Raw genomic sequence first — 20,989 nt, 5'->3', positions numbered from 1 at the left:
CGGTTCAGCCCGTCACGCTGATCTCCGAGATCCTGCCACGGAATGTGCCGTCCGAGTCCACCGGGAGCTTGGTCAGCCAGACCAGCAGGTAGCGGCTGGTGACCTGCCCGCTGGGCTTGAGTGTCACCTTCTGGTCGCCAGACCCGCCGGCCGCCTTCTGGAAGCCGTCGAGGGTGGTCGGCCGGGTCGTGGTGCCCTGAGGCGCCGCCCACAGTTCCAGGTCGGTGTCACCCACGACGTTCACCGCGACGCTGCTCACGCGGTGGGCGCTGCCGAGGTCCAGGATCACCCCGACGCCGTCCTTGAGGTCGCCGAAGCCGGCGTTCGAGTACCAGCTGGTCTCCCAGGTGGTATTCGGGTCGTGGTCGTCAACCCGACCGATCTGGGACGGGGTCTCGCTGCCGTTGCCCTTCGGCGGCGGGTCGAAGTCCTTGACGCCGACGATCGTCAGCGGCGTGGACGGCGGCGGCGCCGGATTCTGGTTGGCGCTCGGGGAGCTGGGCGGTTTGCGCGGGGAGTGGTTCTCCCGGGACTTCATGGCATCGGCGAGCTGCCAGCTTCCGAGCCCGATCGCCACGATCAGCAGCGCGGAGACGGCCCACTTCAGTGCGCTGCCGGTGCGGCCGGGCAGCGCGGGCGGCGGGGCCGTGGGGAGGGCCGAGGGACCCGCGACGGTATAGCGGGTCGCGCCGGTCGGCGGCTGCGGCGGCTGCTGGAAAGCGGGCGGCTGGTAGACCGGGGCGGGGTGCTCGGGCGGCCGGATCCGCGGGATGCCCGCGATGGCTTTGGCCAGCTCCTCGGGGGTGGTGCAGGGCGGCACCTCACGAGACGCCGTCGCCCCGTCGTTGACCAGGGCACGCATCGCCACGTCCGACATGCCGCGGTGGACGCCCGCGCGCAGCTGGTCAGGTGCGACCAGGCCGACGCCCTTGGGCAGCCCGGACAGGCCGTGCGCGTCCTCCTCGTAGGGCCAGCGCTGGGTGAGGGCGGCGTAGAGCAGTGCGCCGATCGCCTCGGTGTCCTGCCGCTGTGGTCGATCCGAGCTGAGCCCGCGCAGCGAGGCGGCGACGGCGAGCCCGCGGATGCGGTACTGCCCCGAGCTGGTTCGCAGGACCGCACCCGGGTCCAGCCGCAGATGGGCCAGTCCCTCGCGGTGGGCGGCGGCCATTCCCTGGGATACCTGGCTGGCCATCTGGTAGGCCTCGTGCGGCTCCAGCGGGCCCGAGGCCAGCAGGTCGGTGAGCGAGAGGGCGTCCGGCAGCCATTCGTGGATCACATAGGCCAGCTCGCCCTCCTCGACCGCGTCGAGGACCTGGACGAACCGGGGGTCGCCGAGGAGGGCGGCCGAGCGGGCTGCCGCCAGCACCTGGCGGGACCGCGGGTGCTCCGCGGGCAGCAGATGGATGCCCACGGCCCTGCGCAGCTTCTCGTCCACCGCGCGCCAGCTGCTGAAGCCGTCCACCCGTGTGACGCACTCCGCGAGCTGGTAGCGCCGGGCCAGCCGGTGGCCGCTGTGCAAGTCCGGCGCGCTCGTTTTGGGCTTGGCCCGAGGCGCGGGGCGGGGAGAGGGCTCGGGGTCGGGTTGTGGATCGGGATCGGGCTCGGCCTGTGCCGGCTGCGGGTCGGCGTCGACGGCGGGGGCCTGTGCGGTCTCCTCCGCGCCGTCCTCGGTCTTCTCGGTGCCCTCTGCTGTGTCCTTGGGTGGGTTGCCGTCGCCGGCGGTGCCGCTTTCCTGGTCGTCCGTCGTCGTACCGTCGGGTGTGGCGTCGTCCTCCCGGGCTGCGGGCGGTGCCTCGCCGCCCTCATCAGCCACTCCGACGGCCGCCGTGCTCCGATCCGCCACCGTCGTTCCTGCCTCCCCATCCATTGCGCGATCCCACGTCGAGCCGAAGACAATTGTGCCCACAGTCCGGCTCTATGCACGACACGCGGCAGGCCGTGATGGTTGCGCGGCTGGGGCAACGCCCATGGGCGGATGTCGGATCAGCGGCCGAGTCTGCCCCGGACCATGCCGATCATGCCGTTGAGCTCCTGGATGCGCATCCGCTTCGCGATGACCAGGAAGATGCCGCCGAGCAGGAAGCCGCCGACCACCAGCGAGGCCAGCGAACCGGTCACCCCGCCGCCCAGCTTCCCGCTGATGACGTAGGCGGCGAGGCCTGCCACAGTGGCGGCCGGGATACAGGCGCCGACGAGCCGGGCGTAGGTGCGGACCACCCGGCGGCCGTCCACGTCGCCGCCGAGGCGGGCGCTCAGCCGCTTGACGGCCACCCCCACGCCGACCGCGTAGGCCAGGCCGTAGGAGAAGGCCATGCCGACCACGGCCCAGCGGGCGGGCAGTGCGACGAAGCAGAGGGCGGAGGCCGCTGCGTTGACCGTGGCGACGATCACGGTGTTGTAGAAGGGGGTGCGGGTGTCCTCGAAGGCGTAGAAGCCGCGCAGCACGACGTACTGCACCGAGTAGGGGATCAGGCCGCCGCCGAAGGCCATCAGGATGAAGCCGATGTTGCGGGCGGAGCCCTCGTTGGTTCCGGCGTAGAGCAGGCCGCACATCGGCACGCCGAGGGCGAGGAAGGCGAAGGCGGCGGGCACGATCGCGACCGCCGAGGTGCGCAGGCCGTAGGAGATGTCGTCGCGGACCGCGGCGATGTCACCGTCGGCGGCGGACCGGGAGATCCGCGGCAGGACCGCGGCCATCACCGAGACGGTGATGATGGCCTGTGGCATCTGCCACAGCAGCAGCGCGTAGTTGTAGCCGGTGATGCCGGTGCCCTGGTAACCGCTCTTGTCGGCGTTGGCGCCGGCCCAGGTGGCGAGCTGGGTGACCACGATCAGGCCCGCCTGGTTGGCCAGGACGAACAGGAACGTCCACTTGGCCAGCTTGGCGGCCTTGCCCAGGCCGTGCCCGCGCCAGTCGAAGCGCGGCCGGAACTTGAAGCCCGCGTCCCGCAGGTAGGGCAGCATCGCCAGCGACTGCACGACCAGGCCGAGCAGCGTTCCGATGCCGAGCAGCCGGACGCCCTCGGGGGTGATCGTGGTGGCGTCCATCCGGGTCGAGCCGTAGGAGCCGTAGACCCAGATGAACATCCCGAAGGTGAAGATCACCACGATGTTGTTCAGTACCGGTGTCCACATCATCGCGCCGAAGCGGCCGCGGGCGTTGAGCACCTGGCCCATCACCACGTGGACGCCCATGAAGAAGATGGTGGGCATGCAATAGCGGGCGAAGGCGATGGCCACGTTGTACGTGTCCGGGTTGTCGGCGATCTTGGCGGACATCAGCTTGACGAGCAGCGGCGCGGCGAGCACGGTCACCGTCACGATGCCGCCGAGCGCCACCATCACCACGGTCAGCAGCCGGTTGGCGTACGCGCTGCCGCCGTCGTCGTCGTCCTTCATCGCGCGGACCAACTGCGGCACGAACACCGAGTTGAGGCCGCCGCCGATGGTGAGGATGTAGATCATCGTCGGCAGCACGTTCGCGACCTGGTAGGAGTCGCCGAGGGTGGCGACGCCGATCGCCGCGGCGATCACCAGGGTGCGGACGAAGCCGGTGACGCGGGACACCAGGGTGCCGGCCGCCATCAGGGCGCTGGACTTCAGGATGCCGCCGGACTTGGCGGCCGTGGCGGCTCCGGCGGCGGCAGGTACGGCCGCGGTGGTTCCGGTGGCGGCCGCCGACTGCCCTGCGGGGCCTGTGGCGGGCGTACCGGGCCGCTGAGCGCCCTGCGGCGGCTGCCCGGGCTGCTGGTACCCCTGCGGCGGGTACGGCTCCTGGTAGGGCTGCTGCTGCGGTTGCTGGTACGGCTCCTGATAAGGCTGCTGGTACGGGTAGCCGTAGCGCGGGTCGGCATAGCGCGGGTCGACGTACGTCGAGTCGGCGTAGTGCGGGTCCGCGTAGGGCTCGCCCTGGTAGAAGTCCTGGCCGTACCCCGGGTCCTGGTATATCGGGATCGAGAAGCCGGTCGTCTCGTTGGCCGACGGCATGTGCGGGTACGGCGCCGCGTAGCCGCCCTGCGCCGGATAGCCGCCGTGCTGCTGCGGCGGCTGCTGTTGCTGCTGCGGGTACGGCTGCTGGTAGCCGCCGCCCTGCTGCGGGTAGCTCCCCTGCTGCTGATAGCCCTGCTGCGGGTCGTAGCCGCCCTGCTGCTGGGGGTACGGCTGCTGGTAGCCGCCGTGCTGCTGCTCGGGGTAGGGCTGCTGGTAACCGGCCTGCTGCTGGCCGCCTTGCGGCTGCTGGTCGCGGAAGAGGTGGTCGAAGGCGTCGTACTCCTGGCCCGGCTGCTCCTGGTAGCCGGGTTGGGGCTGCTGCTGCTCCCACTGTGCCTGTGCCGGATCCTGCTGCTGATACGGATCGTAGGCATACGTGTTCTGCAGATAGGGGTCGGCGGGCGCCGGACGCTGCTCGGGCGAGGGAGGCATCTGGCCCGCAGAGTCGCGATCACCGTCATACGGCGCGTTCATCAGTGCCCCACCTTATTGTCCGCCGGCTACCCGTCCACTTTCTCACCTGTCGGGGACTGCTCCTGGCTTTCCTGCCCGGTGTCAGCGGCAGGGTCACCCGGCTGCCCTGAGTCCGTACCGTCCGCCTCGTCGTCGTCCCCGTCGTCCCCGTCCTCGCCGTCGCCTCCGTCACCCCGCCGCTTGCGCTGCCGGTAGATCCGCACGCCTGCCAGCACCAGCAGGAGCAGCCCGGCCCCGATGATGAGCATCACCAGGTCGGTGACCTTGTTGATGTGGACATCGAAGGGCTGAGCGGTGCCGTACAGCCCCTTGTTCTCGGTGTAGAGCTGTGCAATCACCTGGACCGTGCCGTTGGCACTGGCCGTGGTCTGGAACTTCAGGGTACGGGTGTGGCCGCCCTCGATGGTGATCGGCTGGTCGGACTCCTTGATCTCCAGCCGGATGTTGGCGCCCGACTTGAGCCGCAGCACCAGGCCCTTCACCGGCTGGCCCAGCTCGTTCTTCACCGTGACCGGGATGGTCCCGCTGCGCCCGGACAGGGTCAGCGCGGTCTTCGGGATGATGTGCACCGCCCCGATCAGGTCCGTCAGGTAGAGGCCGATCGCCTTCTGGTAGGCCTCCTCGCCTGCGGGGTCGCCGCGCCAGCTGGTGGACAGCGAGCGCAGCACCGCGTTCCTGAACGGCACCGTCACCCGGTTCTGCTGGGTGAGGATGACCACGAAGTCGTTCAGGTGGAGCTGGGTCTGCTGGATCTGCTTGAAGGCCCCGGTGGGCAGCTCCCGCTTGCGCAGGCTGCTCGGGTAGGCCTTGCTCGACGGCACCTTGGTGTTGGCGCGGGTGTCGGGGTGCGCCTTGGCCGCGTCGTCGAAGGACACCGGGGAGACCCAGGGCGCCGTTGTGGTGTCGTGGATCGCCTCGGCCATCGCCTGTGCCTGCGCGACGGTGGGCATCCGCTGCGGCGCGACCACCACGTTGCGCTGCTTCTCCGGCGCCTCCATGGTGATCATGAGGGTCTGCGCGATGAAGCTCTGCACCGCGAGGTTGGTCTGCTGCTGGTTGCCCAGAGTGCCGGTGAAGGCGGTGGACAGCGTCGCGTCGGCGACCACCGCGGTGGTGCCGCCGCCGATCGGGCGGGCCGCGTTCGGGGTGTAGCTGAGGTCGCCCTCGCTGAAGGTGTCGCTGCGGGCGATGATCCGCTTGGCGCCGCCGGCGCGGGCCACCGAGACGATGGACGGGTCGATGGCGCCGTCGACGGGCCAGGCCACGTCCGCTGTCTGGGTTCCGCCGAAGATGGTCTGGGTGGTGGTGAGTCCGAGGGCGGTACCGGTCTTGAGGTGGGTGAGGGCGCCGGGCACGTTCCGCCCGTGGTGCGCCAGCGAGGCGATGTCGGTGTCGCCGAAGGGCAGCGCGATGACCTGCTCGCCGGCCACCGCGGTCCTGAGGTCGTTCAGCCACTGCTTGGCGACGGTGTCGCCGGTGCCCGGTGTGGTCTTGGCGAGGTCGCCGCCCGGGCCCGCGACCCGGTACCCCTTCGTCATGAACTCCACGGTGGCGAGCAGGTCGGGATCGATGACCCAGGTCACCGGGAGGTTCCTGGCCAGGTCGACCATCTGCCGCAGCCGGCCGCCGGGACCCAGCTCGGTGGCCAGCTGGTCGTCCATGAAGATCGGGCTCACCTGGGAGTCGGTGTCACCGCGCGGGGCGATGTGCGACACGTCGGTGAGCGGCCACAGGTAGCTGATCCTGGTCTGCTTGGTGGTGCTGGTGACCTCGTCGCCGTACCAGGGCAGGAAGGTCCGCTTGATGCCCAGCACATGCGGGCTGGGGTCGGATTTCGTCTGTCCGTCCAGCGTCACCCCCAGCTGGTAGACGCCCGCGTCCGACAGATCGAGTGCGGAGACCGGAACGGTGAGGGAGTACGACAGGTGCCCGCCGGCCGGGATATCCGCCACCTTGCTGATGTGGTCGGGGATCTCGTCGCCGTCGTCGGCGTTGCTGTAGCCGGTGCGCGAGGTGGCGCCCTTGATGGAGCTGCGGGTGCTCAGCGCGCCGCCCCAGGGCATCCTGAGGCCGACGTGGGCGTCGGTGATGGCGGACTTGCCGTCGTTCTCCAGCTGCCCGGAGATGGTGATCGACTGGCCCTTGACCGGGACGCGGGGCGTGAGCGAATTCACCGAGACCGTGGCGGTGCGCGAGCCGCTGCCGGCCGCGGCATGCGAGGGCGCCGCCCCGGTCGCCTGGAGGAGCCCGGTGAGCAGTGTGGCTCCCGTCACCAGTGCGACGGCCCGTGCTGCCCGGCGCCTCGCCGGGGACGGGGGTTTCCCGGGTGACTGTGCCGCCTCGCCCACGCGTTCGCCCGTCCTCGTCGTGTGTGTAGCTGATCGTCTGTCGCCGGTGGTCCATCGGATGTGCGTGTTGGCATGTTAACGATCGGCGCTGTGTCGAAGTGCTGCGGACTGCTCCTTGGTACAAGGCCGTGAAACGCGTGCGCGGGCGGTGGTCGCGGACCCGTACCCTTTTACGTTGTGCCGAATGCCAACGATGCCGCTCAGACTCCGCAGCCCCCGCGAGCCGGACGGGCGGCCCACCACCGGGTCGAGCCCGTAGCCGAGGAGCTGGGCCACCGCTTCCGCGCTGCCGGGTTCGCCCTCGCACTGGTCGGCGGCTCCGTACGGGACACCCTGCTGGGCCGGCTCGGCAACGACCTGGACTTCACCACCGACGCGCGCCCCGAGCAGGTACTGAAGATCCTGCGGCCGTGGGCGGACTCGGTGTGGGAGGTCGGTATCGCCTTCGGTACCGTCGGCGGCATGAAGAAGGCCCAGGACACCGAGGGCCGGGTCCGCAGTTTCCAGATCGAGGTGACCACCTACCGCAGCGAGGCGTACGACAGGACCTCGCGCAAGCCGGAGGTGTCCTACGGCGACACCATCGAGGAGGACCTGGTCCGCCGGGACTTCACGGTGAACTCCATGGCGGTGGGGCTGCCGGGCAACGACTTCATCGACCCCTACGGCGGCCTGGACGACCTCGCTGCCCGGCTGCTGCGCACTCCCGGCTCCCCCGAGTCGTCCTTCTCCGACGACCCGTTGCGGATGCTGCGTGCGGCCCGCTTCGCGGCGCAGCTGGACTTCGAGGTCGCCCCCGAGGTGGTCGCGGCGATGACCGCGATGGCCGAGCGGATCGACATCGTCTCGGCCGAGCGGGTGCGGGACGAGCTGAACAAGCTCGTCGTGTCCGACCACCCGCGCAAGGGGCTGCGCCTGCTGGTGGAGACCGGTCTCGCGGACCGGGTGCTGCCCGAGCTGTCGGCACTGCGGCTGGAGCGAGACGAGCACTTCCGGCACAAGGACGTCTACGAGCACACCCTGACGGTGCTGGAGCAGGCCATCGACCTGGAGACCGAGGGGCCGGACCTGGTGCTGCGGCTGGCCGCGCTGCTGCACGACATCGGCAAGCCGAAGACCCGGCGCTTCGAACCGGACGGCCGGGTCTCCTTCCACCACCACGAGATGGTCGGCGCCAAGCTCACCAAGACGCGGATGCTCCAGCTGAAGTACCCCAACGAGCTGGTGAAGGACGTCTCGCGGCTGGTCGAGCTGCACCTGCGCTTCCACGGTTACGGCAGCGGTGAGTGGACCGACTCCGCGGTGCGGCGCTACGTGCGGGACGCCGGTCCGCTGCTGGAGCGGCTGCACAAGCTGACCCGGTCGGACTGCACGACCCGCAACAAGCGCAAGGCGGCGGCGCTGTCCCGGACGTACGACGGCCTTGAGCAGCGGATCGCCGAGCTCCAGGAGCAGGAGGAGCTGGACGCGATCCGGCCCGACCTGGACGGCAACCAGATCATGACGGTGCTCGGGATCGCCCCGGGGCCGGCGGTGGGCAAGGCCTACCAGCACCTGCTGGAACTGCGGTTGGAGAACGGCCCGCTGGGCGAGGAGGCCGCGACAGCGGCCCTGCGGGAGTGGTGGGCGGCGCAGTCCGCCACGTGATGTTCCACGTGGAACATCGCCCGGTGAGGGCACTTCGCCGTCATCGGGTCGGGGTGCCCGCGTGCGATGTTCCACGTGAAACATCGCGCTCCCGCAGTATCCCGACCGCGGTGGCGGCGTAGATCAGCGCCAGTGCCACGATCAGCCCGATCGAGCGTCCGTCGGCGGGCAGGGCCAGCGCCGCGATCGCGGCGGCGCCGACGAACGCCACGTTGAACACGACGTCGTAGAGCGAGAAGACCCGGCCGCGGTAGGCGTCGTCCACCTGGGACTGGATGACGGTGTCGGTGGCGATCTTGGCGCCCTGGGTGGTGACGCCCAGCGCGAAGGCGGCGAACATCATCGGGCCGATCGTGAAGGACAGCGCCAGCGGCGGCAGCATCAGCGCCGAGGCCGCCGAGCAGACGGTGATCCAGCCGGCGGTGCCGACCCGGGCGGTGGCCCAGGGGGTGACGAGCGCCGCCACGAAGAAGCCGGCCGCCGACAGGCCCACCGCGACGCCCAGCAGGCCGAGGCCCGCGTCGGTGTCGGACGGGTCGGACCAGGCGTAGCGGCAGAGCATCAGCAGCGTCACCGTCAGAGCGCCGAAGCAGAAACGCATCGCGGTCATCGCGGCCATCGCCCGGGCGGCCGCCGGGCGGCGATGCAGATGCCGCAGCCCGGCGTACAGCCCCTGGGCGGTGCCGGCCAGCGCGGTGGCGAACCGCGGGCGGACCCGGTCAGGGTCGGGGCCGAGCAGGTCGCGGCCCAGGGTCAGTGAGGCCAGTCCCGCGCACAGGTAGAGCAGGGCGCCGAGCAGCACCGTGGCGGCGTTGGCCCCGTCCCCTTCTGATGCGAAGAGGTGCACCACGAAGGCGGTGCCGCCGCCCACGGTCGCCGCGAGGGTGCCCGCTGTCGGCGAGAGCGCGTTGGCGGTCACCAGCCGGTCCTGGTCGACCACCCGCGGCAGCGCGGCGGACAGCCCGGCCAGCACGAAGCGGTTGACCGCGGTCACCGACAGGGCGGACAGATAGAACAGCCAGTCCGGAACTCCCAGCAGGATCAGCCCCGCAGTGCCGCAGGACAGCACCGCACGCAGCAGGTTGCAGTACAGCAGCACCTGACGGCGGCGCCAGCGGTCGAGCAGCACACCGGTGAAGGGGCCGACCAGGGAGTAGGGGAGCAGCAGGACGGCCATCGCGGACGCGACCGCGGCCGGTGAGGCCTGCTTCTCCGGCGAGAAGACCACATAGGCGGCCAGCGCGACCTGGAAGACACCGTCGGAGAGCTGCGACAGCAGCCGTACGCCCAGCAGCCGGCGGAAGTCCGGCAGCCGCAGCAGGACGCGAAGATCGCGCAGAAGGCCCATGCGCACAGCCTCACACGACGAGGAAGGCCCCGGGTCTGCGACCCGGGGCCTTCCTCGTTAATCCGTCTGTCGGCGCCTGCGCGCCTCAGTACCGCACAGCCGGCCGGCTGTTCAGCGCTCGACCTCGCCGCGGATGAACTTCTCCACGTTCTCGCGAGCCTCGTCGTCGAAGTACTGCACCGGCGGGGACTTCATGAAGTACGAGGACGCCGAGAGGATCGGGCCACCGATGCCGCGGTCCTTGGCGATCTTCGCGGCACGCACCGCGTCGATGATGACGCCCGCGGAGTTCGGGGAGTCCCAGACCTCCAGCTTGTACTCCAGGTTCAGCGGGACGTCACCGAAGGCGCGGCCCTCGAGGCGGACGTAGGCCCACTTGCGGTCGTCGAGCCACTGGACGTAGTCGGACGGGCCGATGTGGACGTTCTTGGCGCCCAGGTCGCGGTCCGGGATCTGCGAGGTGACGGCCTGCGTCTTGGAGATCTTCTTGGACTCCAGGCGCTCGCGCTCGAGCATGTTCTTGAAGTCCATGTTGCCGCCGACGTTCAGCTGCATGGTGCGCTCGAGGATGACGCCGCGGTCCTCGAAGAGCTTGGCCATCACGCGGTGCGTGATGGTGGCGCCCACCTGGGACTTGATGTCGTCACCGACGATCGGCACACCGGCCTCGGTGAACTTGTCCGCCCACTCCTTGGTGCCGGCGATGAAGACCGGGAGGGCGTTGACGAAGGCGACCTTGGCGTCGATGGCGCACTGGGCGTAGAACTTCGCCGCGGCCTCGGAGCCGACGGGCAGGTAGCAGACCAGCACGTCGACGTTGCGGTCCTTGAGCACCTGGACGACGTCGACCGGAGCCTCGTCGGACTCCTCGATGGTCTCCCGGTAGTACTTGCCGAGGCCGTCGAGGGTGTGGCCGCGCTGGACGGTCACGCCGGTCTGCGGCACGTCGCAGATCTTGATGGTGTTGTTCTCGCTGGCGCCGATGGCGTCCGCGACGTCGAGGCCGACCTTCTTCGCGTCGACATCGAAGGCGGCCACGAACTCGACGTCACGCACGTGGTACTCGCCGAACTGGACGTGCATCAGACCCGGCACCCGGGACTCCGGGTCCGCGTCCTTGTAGTACTCGACTCCCTGTACCAGCGACGTGGCGCAGTTGCCCACACCCACGATGGCTACGCGAACCGAACCCATACCCGTTGCTCCCTGTGTAATCGTCACGCGGTTCCCCGGGCTTCGGGTCGGCCGCCGTTCTCTTGGTTGGTGTTGTCGTTGTCGTCCCGCTCGTCGGCCGGCCGCTCGGAGCGTCCGGCCCGCTCGGTCTCGATCAGCTCGTTGAGCCAGCGCACCTCGCGCTCCACCGACTCCATGCCGTGCCGTTGCAGCTCCAGCGTGTAGTCGTCGAGCCTCTCGCGGGTGCGGACCAGCGAGGCGCGCATCTTCTCCAGGCGCTCCTCCAGGCGGCTGCGCCGCCCTTCGAGCACCCGCATCCTGACGTCCTTGGACGTCTGGCCGAAGAAGGCGAACCGAGCGGCGAAGTGCTCGTCCTCCCAGGCATCGGGACCCGAGTGCGCCAGCAGCTCCTCGAAGTGCTCCTTGCCCGCGGCGGTCAGCCGGTAGACGATCTTCGCCCGGCGGCCGGCCAGTGGCGCCGCGGACGGACCCAGGTCCACCGCAGGCTCCTCGACCAGCCACCCGAGGGTGACCAGCGTCTTCAGGCACGGATAGAGGCTCCCGTAGCTGAAGGCGCGGAACACCCCGAGCGAGGTGTTGAGCCGCTTGCGCAGCTCGTACCCATGCATCGGCGACTCGCGCAGCAGACCGAGAACCGCGAATTCGAGGATTCCGGAGCGCTTGCTCAATCCCTCGTCCCCTCGTTCGCGCTTCTTCCGATCCGATGTATCGAGTCGATACATCGCGACGATAGAACGGCGCGAGACATCATGCAAGACGGCAGGTGGTGACCGGCGTCACATCCTCAAACCTGTGAGCTGCCAACGGTCCGTTATGTGAAGAACGTTCGCATCATGTGTCTTTTGGTCGTGCGTACTCTGTTCGCCATGCAGAGCACCGGGAACCCTGCGCCGTCGGCGCGCGTCTTGATCCTGGGTGCGGTGCGGCCTGACACAGCCGCATGCAGGGGGACCGACCGGATTGTCACCGATGCCTTCAGGCGATCCCGCCTGTCGAGGAGTAGCTGTTCATGAGCGAGCACCGTCGCAAGCCGCCGCCGCAGTCGCCTGCCGGCGGCCGTGCTGCCGCCCGGCGCGGGGGACAGCAGCCGACGCCCCCGCCGTCAGGCGGCCGCCGTGCCGCAGGCGGTCCCCCCGCCGGAGCGCGTAGCGAACGCGATACACCGACCGGTTCCCCCAGCGGCGCCCACGGCGGTTCGCCCGCCGGGCCGTCCCGCGGTTCCGGTGGCGACGAGCCGTACCAGGGCAGAGCCGCGGCACGCCGCGCGGCCCAGGGAGGACGGGCCGCAGGACGGCGCAGAGGCGCGGGCAGCGGTCCCGGCGGTGCCGGCGCAGAAGGCCGTGGCGGTCGCGGCCCCGGCCGGCGACCCACCAAGAAGCGCTTCATCGACTACCCGCGCTTCGGCAAGGAGGGCTGGCGCCACTGGATGCCCTCCTGGCGGCAGGTCACTGCGGTCGCCGTCGGCTTCGTCGGCACGCTCGTGGGCATCGTGGGCATCGCCTACGCCATGGTCGACGTCCCGGACGTGAACAAGGCGTCCGAAGCCCAGAACAACGTCTACTACTGGGCCGACGGCACCCGCATGGTCACCGGTGGCGGCAGCGTCAACCGGCAGAACGTCCCGTACGAGAAGATCCCCAAGGCCATGCGCTATGCGGTGATCTCCGCGGAGAACAAGACCTTCGAGACCGACTCGGGCGTCGACCCGATGGGTATCGCCCGCGCGCTGTTCAACATGGCCAAGGGCGGCGAGACGCAGGGCGGCTCGACGATCACCCAGCAGTACGTCAAGAACACCATGCTCGACCAGTCGCAGACCATCAGCCGCAAGTTCAAAGAGCTGTTCATCTCCATAAAGGTCGGCGCCAAGTTCAGCAAGAACGAGATCATCACCGGCTACCTGAACACCTCCTACTTCGGCCGGAACGCCTACGGCATCCAGGCGGCGGCGCAGACGTACTACGGCGTCGACGCGGAGAAGCTGAACCCCAGCCAGTGCGCGATGCTCGCCACGCTGCTCAAGGGCCCGACGTACTACGACCCCAACGGCAACCCGAGCATCGACCCGGCCGCGAACGCCGCGGCGAACACCGCCAGGGCCACGTCGCGCTGGGCGTCGATCCTCGACAACGAGGTCAGGTTCGGCCACATGACGGCGGTCGAGCGGGCGAAGTACACGAAGTTCCCGATGCCGCAGGGCCTCAAGGCGCAGGCCGGCATGAACGGTCAGATCGGCTACCTCGTCGACACGGCGAACCACTACGTCGAGCAGCACTCCAAGCCCGCGATCACCAAGGAAGACCTGGACCGCGGCGGCTATCAGATCTACACGACCTTCGAGAAGGACAAGGTCAACGAGCTGAAGACCTCCGTCGAGACGGTCAGGGCGCAGCGGATCAAGCCGGGCGAAGGCCACAAGTACACCGGTGACCAGCAGAAGGAGTTCGGCGGTGACGCCGACACCAACGTGCAGTTCGGTGCCGCCTCGGTGGTCCCGGGTGACGGCAAGATCGTGGCCATCTACGGCGGCGCCGGAATGGACAAGGGCGAGTTCAACAACAACGCCGACACCCAGGGCGTCCCTGTCGGGTCGACGTTCAAGCCGTTCGTGCTCGCCGCGGCCATGACGTACGGCACCAACTACAGCGACAACAAACCGCTGACGCCGGACAGCAAGTACAACGCGAACGACCTGATCCCGATCAAGGACCACAACGGCGACTGGGTCGAGAACAAAGACCACAGCATCTTCAAACAGAAGAACGAGTCCGGTACCAAGTGGGGCTACGTCACCTTGAACAAGGCGATGGAGGAGTCGATCAACTCCCCCTTCGTCCAGCTCGGCGAGGACGTGGGCCTGAACAAGGTCAAGGAGACGGCCGTCAAGGCCGGGCTGCTCGGGGACTACGCCCACATGGGAGACATGGTCGCCTCGTACTCCATCGGCACCGCGACACCCAGCGCGATCCGGATGGCGAACGCGTACGGCACTTTCGCCGACTCCGGCGACGCGGTGGAGCCCTACTCGGTGACCAAGGTGGTCCACGACGGCGACGACGACTCGCACTTCCAGAAGCCGAAGCGCACCAAGACCCCCGCGCTGGACCCCGACGTGGCGGACACCGTGACCAAGGTGCTGCAGAACGTGGTGAAGAAGGGCACGGGTAAGAAGGCGCTGGAACTGGGCCGCACCGCGGCCGGCAAGACCGGCACCACCGACACCCCGGGCGGTACCCGGTCGGCGTGGTTCGTCGGCTACACCCAGCAGCTGTCGACCTCGGTCGTGATGTTCCGGCAGGACAGCAAGGCGTCCAAGCTGCTGCCGATGGCCGGTACCGGTGGCCCCACGTCGACCACCCACGGTGGTGACATCCCGGCGACCATGTGGACCGACTACATGAAGGCGGCCCTGGGCAACCAGCCCGACCCCGGCTTCCCGACCCCGGGCAAGCTCGGTGACGGCAAGACGATCAACGAGTCGGGCGCTCCGACGCCGACGCCGTCCATGACGACGCCGCCGCCGACCACCCCGCCCCCGCCGCCCACCAACACCCCGCCCACCAACACCCCGCCCACCAACACCCCGACGTGGACGCCGCCGACGACCCCGACCCAGACGCCCACGACGCCGCAGTGCGGGCTGTTCAACCCGAACTGCAACACGACGCCGCCGACCTCACCGACGGCCACGCCGACGACCAGTCCACCGGGTCGTAACAACGGGGGAGCCAACGGAGCACCCAACGGCGGCTGAGCCGCACAGGACCCCGTGGCGGTCGGGAGACATCACGACCGCCACGGGGTCTGCTGCACCCATAGCCCGGTACGGCAGGATGTCGGCATGACGAGCGTGCGCGATCGCGAAGAGGACGACCGGCAGGAGCTTCCGGTGCGTCCCACCGATGAGGATCCACTGGCCGCCACGGCGAGCGAACTCATCGGCGGCCCGGCCGGCAAACACGCCGAGACCGGCGGCCACCGCTGGTGGAACGCCCTGCGGGTGATGGTCCTGATCGTCATCGGGATGTTCGCGCTCGGCATGGTGCAGAAGGTGCCCTGCTACAACGGCGCCTGGTTCCAGGGCGGCGACCCGCAGTACATCCACGCCTGCTACTCCGACATCCCGCACCTCTACCACGACCGCGGTTTCGCCGCCGACGTGGTGCCGTACTTCGACAGCATTCCCGGGTCACTGTCCGGCAGCGGCTTCCACCACCTGGAGTACCCGGTCCTCACCGGGCTCTTCATGGAGGTCGCCTCCTGGCTGACCCCGCACGGCGGCAGCATGGAGCACCGGTCGCAGATCTACTGGATCGTGAACTCGGGGATGCTGCTGCTCTGCGCGATCGCGCTCGTGCTGCTGGTCTCCCGCACCAACCGGCGGCGGCCCTGGGACGGCCTTTTCATCGCCCTGTCCCCCGCGCTCGCGCTGTCCGCGACGATCAACTGGGACCTCTTCGCGGTGGCGCTGGCCGCCGCGGGCCTGCTGCTGTGGTCCCGCAGCCGGCCGGTGGCCGCCGGTGTGCTGATCGGCCTGGCCGCAGCGGCCAAGCTCTACCCGGTCCTCCTCCTGCTCGCGTTGGGCCTGCTCTGCCTGCGTGCGGGCAGGATGCGGGCCTTCGCCGCGACACTGGCCGGCGCGGTGTGCGCCTGGCTGGCCGTCAACCTGCCGGTGATCCTGCTGGCCAGATCGGGCTGGGGGGAGTTCTACTCCTACAGCCGCACCCGGGGCGTCGACTACGGCTCGGTGTGGCTGATCATCATGCAGCGCACCGGCAACCCGCTCACCGGCGTCAGCGCGTACGTCGCCGCCCTGCTGATCCTGCTGTGCGCGGGTATCGCGGCCCTGACCTTCTACGCGCCCCGCCGGCCGCGGCTCGGCCAGATCGCCTTCCTGGTGGTGGCCGCCCTCATCGTCAGCAACAAGGTCTACTCGCCGCAGTACGTCCTGTGGCTGCTGCCGCTGGCCGTGCTCGCCCGGCCGCGCTGGCGCGACCTGCTGATCTGGCAGGGCGCCGAGGTGCTCTACTTCATCGCGATCTGGATGCAGCTGGCCTACGTCACCGGCGGCACCAAGCACCACGGCCTGTCCGCCGACGGCTACCACCTGGCGGTCGCGCTGCACCTGGTGGGCGTGCTCTACCTGTGCGGGGTCATCATCAGGGACATCCTGCGGCCGGAGCACGACGTCCTGCGGCAGAACGGCGAGGACGACCCGGTGGGCGGGGTGCTCGACGGGGCCGAGGACGCCTTCGTCCTGGGTTTCCTGGCCGAGGAGGCCGAGCAGCAGCCCGCCCCGGCCTACGACGCCTGACGGTCCACGATCCGGTCGAACTGGGTGGTGGTGTGCCGCAGGTGCGCCACCAGCTCGTCACCGACCGCCGGCGGTGCCACGTCGCCCGGCAGGAAGAGGATCGAGACCTGCATGTGCGGCGGCTCGGCGAACCACCGCTGCTTGCCGGCCCACACGAACGGCGACAGGTTGCGGTTGACGGTGGCCAGGCCGGCCCTGGCCACCCCCTTGGCGCGCGGCATCAGGCCGTGCAGCGCCTTGGGCGCCTCCAGGCCCACCCCGTGCGAGGTGCCGCCGGCCACGACAACCAGGTGGCCGTTGTCCGCGGCCTTCTCCTGCCGGTAGCCGTAGCGCTCGCCCTTGGCGATCCGCGTCACGTCCAGGACGGCGCCGCGGTACTCGGTCGCGTCGTGGTCGCCGAGCCACATCCGGGTGCCGATCCTGGCGCGGAAACGGGTCTGCGGGAACTGCTGCTGGAGCGCCGCCTGCTCGGTGGCCTTCAGGTGGCTGACGAACATCGTGTGCAGCGGCAGCCGGGCCGCTCGCAGCCGCTCCATCCACGCGAAGACCTCCTCCACGGCGTCGCTGCCGTCGGTGCGGTCCAGCGGCAGGTGGATGGCGAAGCCCTCCAGGCGTACGTCGTCGATCGCGGTGTGCAGCTTGCCCAGGTCCTCCTCGGCCACGCCGTGCCGCCGCATCGAGCTCATCACCTCGATGACGACCCGGGCGCCGACCAGCCCGCGCACGCCCTCCACCGAGGACACCGAGCGGATCGCCCGGTCCGGCAGCGGCACCGGCTCCTCGCCGAGCCGGTAGGGGGTCAGCACGAGGATGTCGCCGCCGAAGTAGTCCTTGATCCTGGCCGCTTCGTACGTCGTGCCCACGGCGAGCATGTCGGAGCGCAGCCGGGTGGCCTCGTCGGCCAGCCGCTCGTGGCCGAAGCCGTAGCCGTTCCCCTTGCAGACCGGGACGAGGCCGGGGAATTGGTCGGCCACCTGCTGCTGGTGGGCACGCCAGCGTGCGGTGTCGACATACAGGGTGAGCGCCATGGCCTGGAGGACCTTCCTGGTGAGCGTCGGCCGGTCAGCGGCGCGACATGTAGATGTCGAGTGCCTTGTGGAGCAGCTTGTTGAGCGGGAAATCCCACTCGCCCAAGTATTCGGCAGCCTGCCCGCCCGTGCCCACCTTGAACTGGATAAGGCCGAACAGGTGATCGGTCTCGTCGAGCGAGTCGCTGATGCCGCGCAGATCGTAGACGCTGGCGCCCATGGCGTACGCGTCCCGCAGCATCCGCCACTGCATCGCGTTGGACGGCCGGACCTCGCGCTTGTGGTTGGCGGAGGCGCCGTACGAGTACCAGACGTGCCGGCCGACGGTGAGCATGGTGGCCGCGGCGACCGCCTCGCCCTCGTGCACGGCCAGGTAGAGCCGCATGCGGTTGGCGTCCTCGGCGTTCAGCTTGGTCCACATGCGCTGGAAGTACGACAGCGGGCGCGGGCGGAACTGGTCGCGGACCGCGGTGATCTCGTACAGCTGCTGCCAGGCGGGCAGGTCGTCGTAGCCGCCCTGGATGACCTGGACGCCGGCCTTCTCGGCCTTCTTGATGTTGCGGCGCCACAGCTGGTTGAAGTTCTTCAGGATGTCGTCGAGCGAGCGGTTCTCCAGCGGCACCTGGTAGACGTAGCGCGGCTGCACGTCACCGAAGCCGGCGCCGCCGTCCTCGCCCTGCTGCCAGCCCATCCTGCGCAGCCGCTCGGCGACCTCGAAGGCGCGCGGCTCGATGAAGTCGGCCTCGACGTCTCGCAGCCGCTTGACGTCGGGGTCGGCGATGCCCGCCTTGATCGTGTTGGCGTCCCAGCGGCGGATTATCACCGGCGGACCCATCTTGACGGTGAACGCGCCCTGCTGCTTGAGGTGCCGCAGCATCGGCTGCAGCCACTCGTCCAGGTTGGGGGCGTACCAGTTGATGACCGGGCCCTCCGGCATGTACGCCAGGTACCGCTTGACCTTGGGCAGCTGCCGGTAGAGGACGAGACCGACACCGACCAGCCGGCCGCCCTTGGACGGCTGTCCGGGCTGCTCGTCGAACCAGCCGAGGCTCTCCGACCGCCACTCGGACTTCACGTCGGCCCATGCCGGGACCTGGCAGTGGCTCGCCGCGGGCAGGCTCTGGATGTAGGCCAGGTGCTGCTCTCGGCTGATGGTCCTGAGGGTCAGGCTCATGCGGGGCGCTCCCCATGCTCACGACTGCGGGCTTACTGGCCCGAAGCCTACTGTGCAGGGGGAGCCGTCCCACCAGCCCTGTGGACAACGGCGCGGCTTTCCACAGGGCTGCGGGGAATGCCGGGCTCCGCTACCAGAGCCCGCCGGTCAGGCCGCCGTGGGCCACCCCGATGTAGAAGCCGACCGCGGACATGCCGAGGCCGATGATCAGGGCGAAGCGTTCGGGCGTGGTGACCGAGATGAACTGGCCGTAACCGCCGGTGAAGATGCCCACCAGGCCGGTCCAGGAGCTGAGCAGGTGCAGGCTGTTGAACGCCGACGAGATGACCGCGATGCCGCCGAGGACGAGCGTCACGATCGCCAGTGAGTTGACCAGGGGATGCGGCTGGCCGTCGGTGTTGAAGGTGAGGTGGTGGGTCCGTTCCGCATGCTGTGCCATGGGGCACCTCCGTGACGGAGAAGTGGCGGGCTGTAGCACCCGCGCACCCGATGTGTACAGATTGCGGGCATAAGGGGGCGGATTTCAACCCGGGGGACCGAGGCGGGTAGTCTGTATGGTCTGCACCGGTGTCTGCGCTGGGCCGAACCGGGCAGTCCACGGGATCTCCCTCGACTGTCAGTGGCCCGCGTTACCGTTGCGACGCAGATACAAACCCTCCTGCCACGGAAATGCCGTGGCCGCTGAGTCCAAAGGAGGTGGGTTCCACTATGCGTCACTACGAGCTCATGCTCATTCTCGACCCCGATCTTGAGGAGCGCGCTGTCTCCCCGCTGATCGAGTCCTTCCTGTCCGTCGTCCGCAATGGCGGCGGCAGCGTGGAGAAGGTCGACACCTGGGGCCGTCGTCGTCTCTCCTACGAGATCAACAAGAAGCCCGAGGGCATCTACTCGGTCGTCGACCTCAAGGCCACGCCTGAGGTCGTCAAGGAGCTGGACCGCCAGCTCAACCTGAACGAGTCGGTGCTGCGGACCAAGGTCCTCCGTCCGGAACTGCACTAGTCCGGACTTCGAGTAGCAGTCAGTCAGCACTGCCCAAAGCCAGTCGAGAGGTCACCCCATGGCAGGCGAGACCGTCATCACGGTCGTCGGCAATCTTGTCGACGACCCCGAGCTGCGCTTCACCCCGTCCGGTGCGGCGGTCGCGAAGTTCCGCGTCGCGTCCACTCCCCGCACCTTCGACCGGCAGACCAATGAGTGGAAGGACGGCGAGAGCCTGTTCCTGACCTGCTCGGTCTGGCGGCAGGCGGCGGAGAACGTCGCCGAATCGCTTCAGCGAGGCATGCGCGTCATCGTGCAGGGCCGGCTCAAGCAGCGGTCCTACGAGGACCGCGAGGGCGTCAAGCGCACGGTCTACGAACTGGACGTCGACGAGGTCGGCGCCAGCCTCAGGAGCGCCACGGCCAAGGTCACCAAGACCAGCGGCGGTGGCGGTCGTGGCGGCCAGCAGGGCGGCTACGCCTCGGGCGGCGGCCAGGGCGGCGGCCAGGGTGGCGGCAGCTGGGGCGGCGGCCCCGGCGGCCAGCAGGGCGGCGGCGGTGCTCCCGCCGACGACCCCTGGGCCACCAGCGCTCCGGCCGGCGGCGGCCAGTCGGGCGGCGGGCAGGGTGGCGGCTGGGGCGGAAGCTCCGGTTCGTCCGGCGGCGGCTACTCGGACGAGCCGCCCTTCTAGGGCGGACCTCACTCACTTCTTGATCGCATAGGAGAATCACCATGGCGAAGCCGCCCCCGCGCAAGCCGAAGAAGAAGGTCTGCGCGTTCTGCAAGGACAAGACCGTGTACGTGGACTACAAGGACACGAACATGCTGCGGAAGTTCATTTCCGACCGTGGCAAGATCCGTGCCCGCCGCGTCACCGGCAACTGCACCCAGCACCAGCGTGACGTCGCCACGGCTGTCAAGAACAGCCGTGAGATGGCGCTGCTGCCGTACACGTCGACCGCTCGATAAGGAAAGGGTGACCAGATAATGTCCAAGATCATCCTTACCAACGAGGTCAGCGGCCTGGGTGCCGCCGGCGACATCGTCGACGTCAAGCCGGGCTACGCCCGCAACTACCTGATCCCGCGGGGCTTCGCCATCGCGTGGACCAAGGGTGGCGAGAAGGACGTCGAGCAGATCCGCCGTGCCCGTCGCATCCGCGAGATCCACTCGCTCGAGGACGCGAACGTGGTCAAGGCCCAGCTCCAGGCCGTCAAGGTCAAGCTGAGCACCCGCGCCGGTGACACCGGCCGGCTCTTCGGCTCCATCACCCCGGCCGACATCGCTGCGGCGATCAAGGCCGCCGGTGGTCCGGCCGTCGACAAGCGCCGGGTCGAGGTCGGTTCGCCGATCAAGACGCTCGGTGCGCACAAGGTCTCCGTGCGGCTGCACTCCGAGGTCGAGGCTGTTCTCGACCTGGAGGTCGTGGCGGCGTAAGGCCCCTTTTGCTCGGCATGTTCCACGTGGAACACAGGGCCGGGCACCCCTTCGCGG

General features: G+C 69.4%; 16 protein-coding genes. 7 read left to right on the top strand and 9 right to left on the bottom strand.

Features of this window, described 5'->3' with window-relative positions; translation table 11 throughout:
* Positions 1-4: 4 nt before the first annotated feature.
* The 3 genes from NFU81_RS13440 to NFU81_RS13430 form a co-directional block, all read right to left on the bottom strand.
* Positions 5-1,843, bottom strand: coding sequence for a protein kinase family protein (locus NFU81_RS13440; protein WP_251489287.1), 1,839 nt, complete (start codon positions 1,841-1,843; stop codon positions 5-7).
* Positions 1,844-1,983: 140 nt separating this feature from the next.
* The gene (murJ, locus tag NFU81_RS13435) at positions 1,984-4,464 is read right to left on the bottom strand and encodes a murein biosynthesis integral membrane protein MurJ (RefSeq protein WP_251489285.1); all 2,481 of its coding nucleotides are present in this window, start codon (positions 4,462-4,464) and stop codon (positions 1,984-1,986) included.
* A 26-nt stretch (positions 4,465-4,490) separates the two neighbouring features.
* Entirely contained in the window at positions 4,491-6,812 is a 2,322-nt protein-coding gene (locus NFU81_RS13430; RefSeq protein WP_274036913.1) for a DUF6049 family protein, read from the bottom strand.
* 177 nt (positions 6,813-6,989) lie between these two features.
* Here NFU81_RS13430 and NFU81_RS13425 point away from each other — a divergent pair, with 177 nt between their 5' ends.
* Complete coding sequence (locus tag NFU81_RS13425; protein WP_274036914.1) at positions 6,990-8,459, top strand: CCA tRNA nucleotidyltransferase; 1,470 nt, start codon at positions 6,990-6,992, stop codon at positions 8,457-8,459.
* Positions 8,460-8,499: 40 nt separating this feature from the next.
* Here NFU81_RS13425 and NFU81_RS13420 read toward each other — a convergent pair whose 3' ends face one another.
* The 3 genes from NFU81_RS13420 to NFU81_RS13410 form a co-directional block, all read right to left on the bottom strand.
* Positions 8,500-9,807, bottom strand: coding sequence for an MFS transporter (locus NFU81_RS13420; protein WP_251489280.1), 1,308 nt, complete (start codon positions 9,805-9,807; stop codon positions 8,500-8,502).
* 111 nt (positions 9,808-9,918) lie between these two features.
* Entirely contained in the window at positions 9,919-11,001 is a 1,083-nt protein-coding gene (locus NFU81_RS13415; protein WP_251489279.1) for an inositol-3-phosphate synthase, read from the bottom strand.
* Positions 11,002-11,024: 23 nt separating this feature from the next.
* Entirely contained in the window at positions 11,025-11,669 is a 645-nt protein-coding gene (locus NFU81_RS13410; RefSeq protein WP_251489277.1) for a PadR family transcriptional regulator, read from the bottom strand.
* Between the two features lie 341 nt (positions 11,670-12,010).
* Between NFU81_RS13410 and NFU81_RS40820 the strand changes: the two genes are divergently transcribed.
* Both NFU81_RS40820 and NFU81_RS13400 read left to right on the top strand, forming a co-directional pair.
* Positions 12,011-14,755, top strand: coding sequence for a transglycosylase domain-containing protein (locus NFU81_RS40820; RefSeq protein WP_274036918.1), 2,745 nt, complete (start codon positions 12,011-12,013; stop codon positions 14,753-14,755).
* 87 nt (positions 14,756-14,842) lie between these two features.
* Positions 14,843-16,315, top strand: a complete 1,473-nt coding sequence (locus NFU81_RS13400) for a glycosyltransferase family 87 protein (protein WP_251489275.1) — start codon at positions 14,843-14,845, stop codon at positions 16,313-16,315.
* Here NFU81_RS13400 and NFU81_RS13395 read toward each other — a convergent pair.
* From NFU81_RS13395 to NFU81_RS13385, 3 genes are all read right to left on the bottom strand, one after another.
* Positions 16,303-17,343, bottom strand: coding sequence for an alanine racemase (locus NFU81_RS13395; protein WP_251489273.1), 1,041 nt, complete (start codon positions 17,341-17,343; stop codon positions 16,303-16,305). The genes NFU81_RS13400 and NFU81_RS13395 overlap by 13 nt on opposite strands.
* Positions 17,344-17,377: 34 nt before the next feature.
* The gene (locus NFU81_RS13390) at positions 17,378-18,517 is read right to left on the bottom strand and encodes a lipid II:glycine glycyltransferase FemX (RefSeq protein ID WP_251489271.1); all 1,140 of its coding nucleotides are present in this window, start codon (positions 18,515-18,517) and stop codon (positions 17,378-17,380) included.
* Between the two features lie 130 nt (positions 18,518-18,647).
* On the bottom strand, positions 18,648-18,956 hold the full coding sequence (locus NFU81_RS13385; RefSeq protein WP_251489269.1) for a hypothetical protein: 309 nt from the start codon (positions 18,954-18,956) through the stop codon (positions 18,648-18,650).
* Positions 18,957-19,225: 269 nt separating this feature from the next.
* Between NFU81_RS13385 and rpsF the strand changes: the two genes are divergently transcribed.
* Genes rpsF through rplI form a run of 4 tightly spaced genes read left to right on the top strand, consistent with a single transcriptional unit; the run spans position 19,226 to position 20,932 of the window.
* Complete coding sequence (rpsF, locus tag NFU81_RS13380) at positions 19,226-19,516, top strand: 30S ribosomal protein S6 (protein WP_251489267.1); 291 nt, start codon at positions 19,226-19,228, stop codon at positions 19,514-19,516.
* Between the two features lie 58 nt (positions 19,517-19,574).
* A complete protein-coding gene (locus tag NFU81_RS13375; RefSeq protein ID WP_251489265.1) occupies positions 19,575-20,186 on the top strand; it encodes a single-stranded DNA-binding protein in 612 nt (203 codons plus the stop codon).
* 41 nt (positions 20,187-20,227) lie between these two features.
* A complete protein-coding gene (gene rpsR / locus NFU81_RS13370; RefSeq protein ID WP_031512678.1) occupies positions 20,228-20,464 on the top strand; it encodes a 30S ribosomal protein S18 in 237 nt (78 codons plus the stop codon).
* Between the two features lie 18 nt (positions 20,465-20,482).
* Positions 20,483-20,932, top strand: coding sequence for a 50S ribosomal protein L9 (gene rplI, locus NFU81_RS13365; RefSeq protein ID WP_251489263.1), 450 nt, complete (start codon positions 20,483-20,485; stop codon positions 20,930-20,932).
* Positions 20,933-20,989: the final 57 nt, after the last annotated feature.

This window comes from Actinacidiphila cocklensis (assembly GCF_907177275.1).
Taxonomy (GTDB): Bacteria; Actinomycetota; Actinomycetes; order Streptomycetales; family Streptomycetaceae; genus Actinacidiphila; species Actinacidiphila cocklensis.
This window is presented reverse-complemented; position numbering and strand designations above follow the sequence as displayed.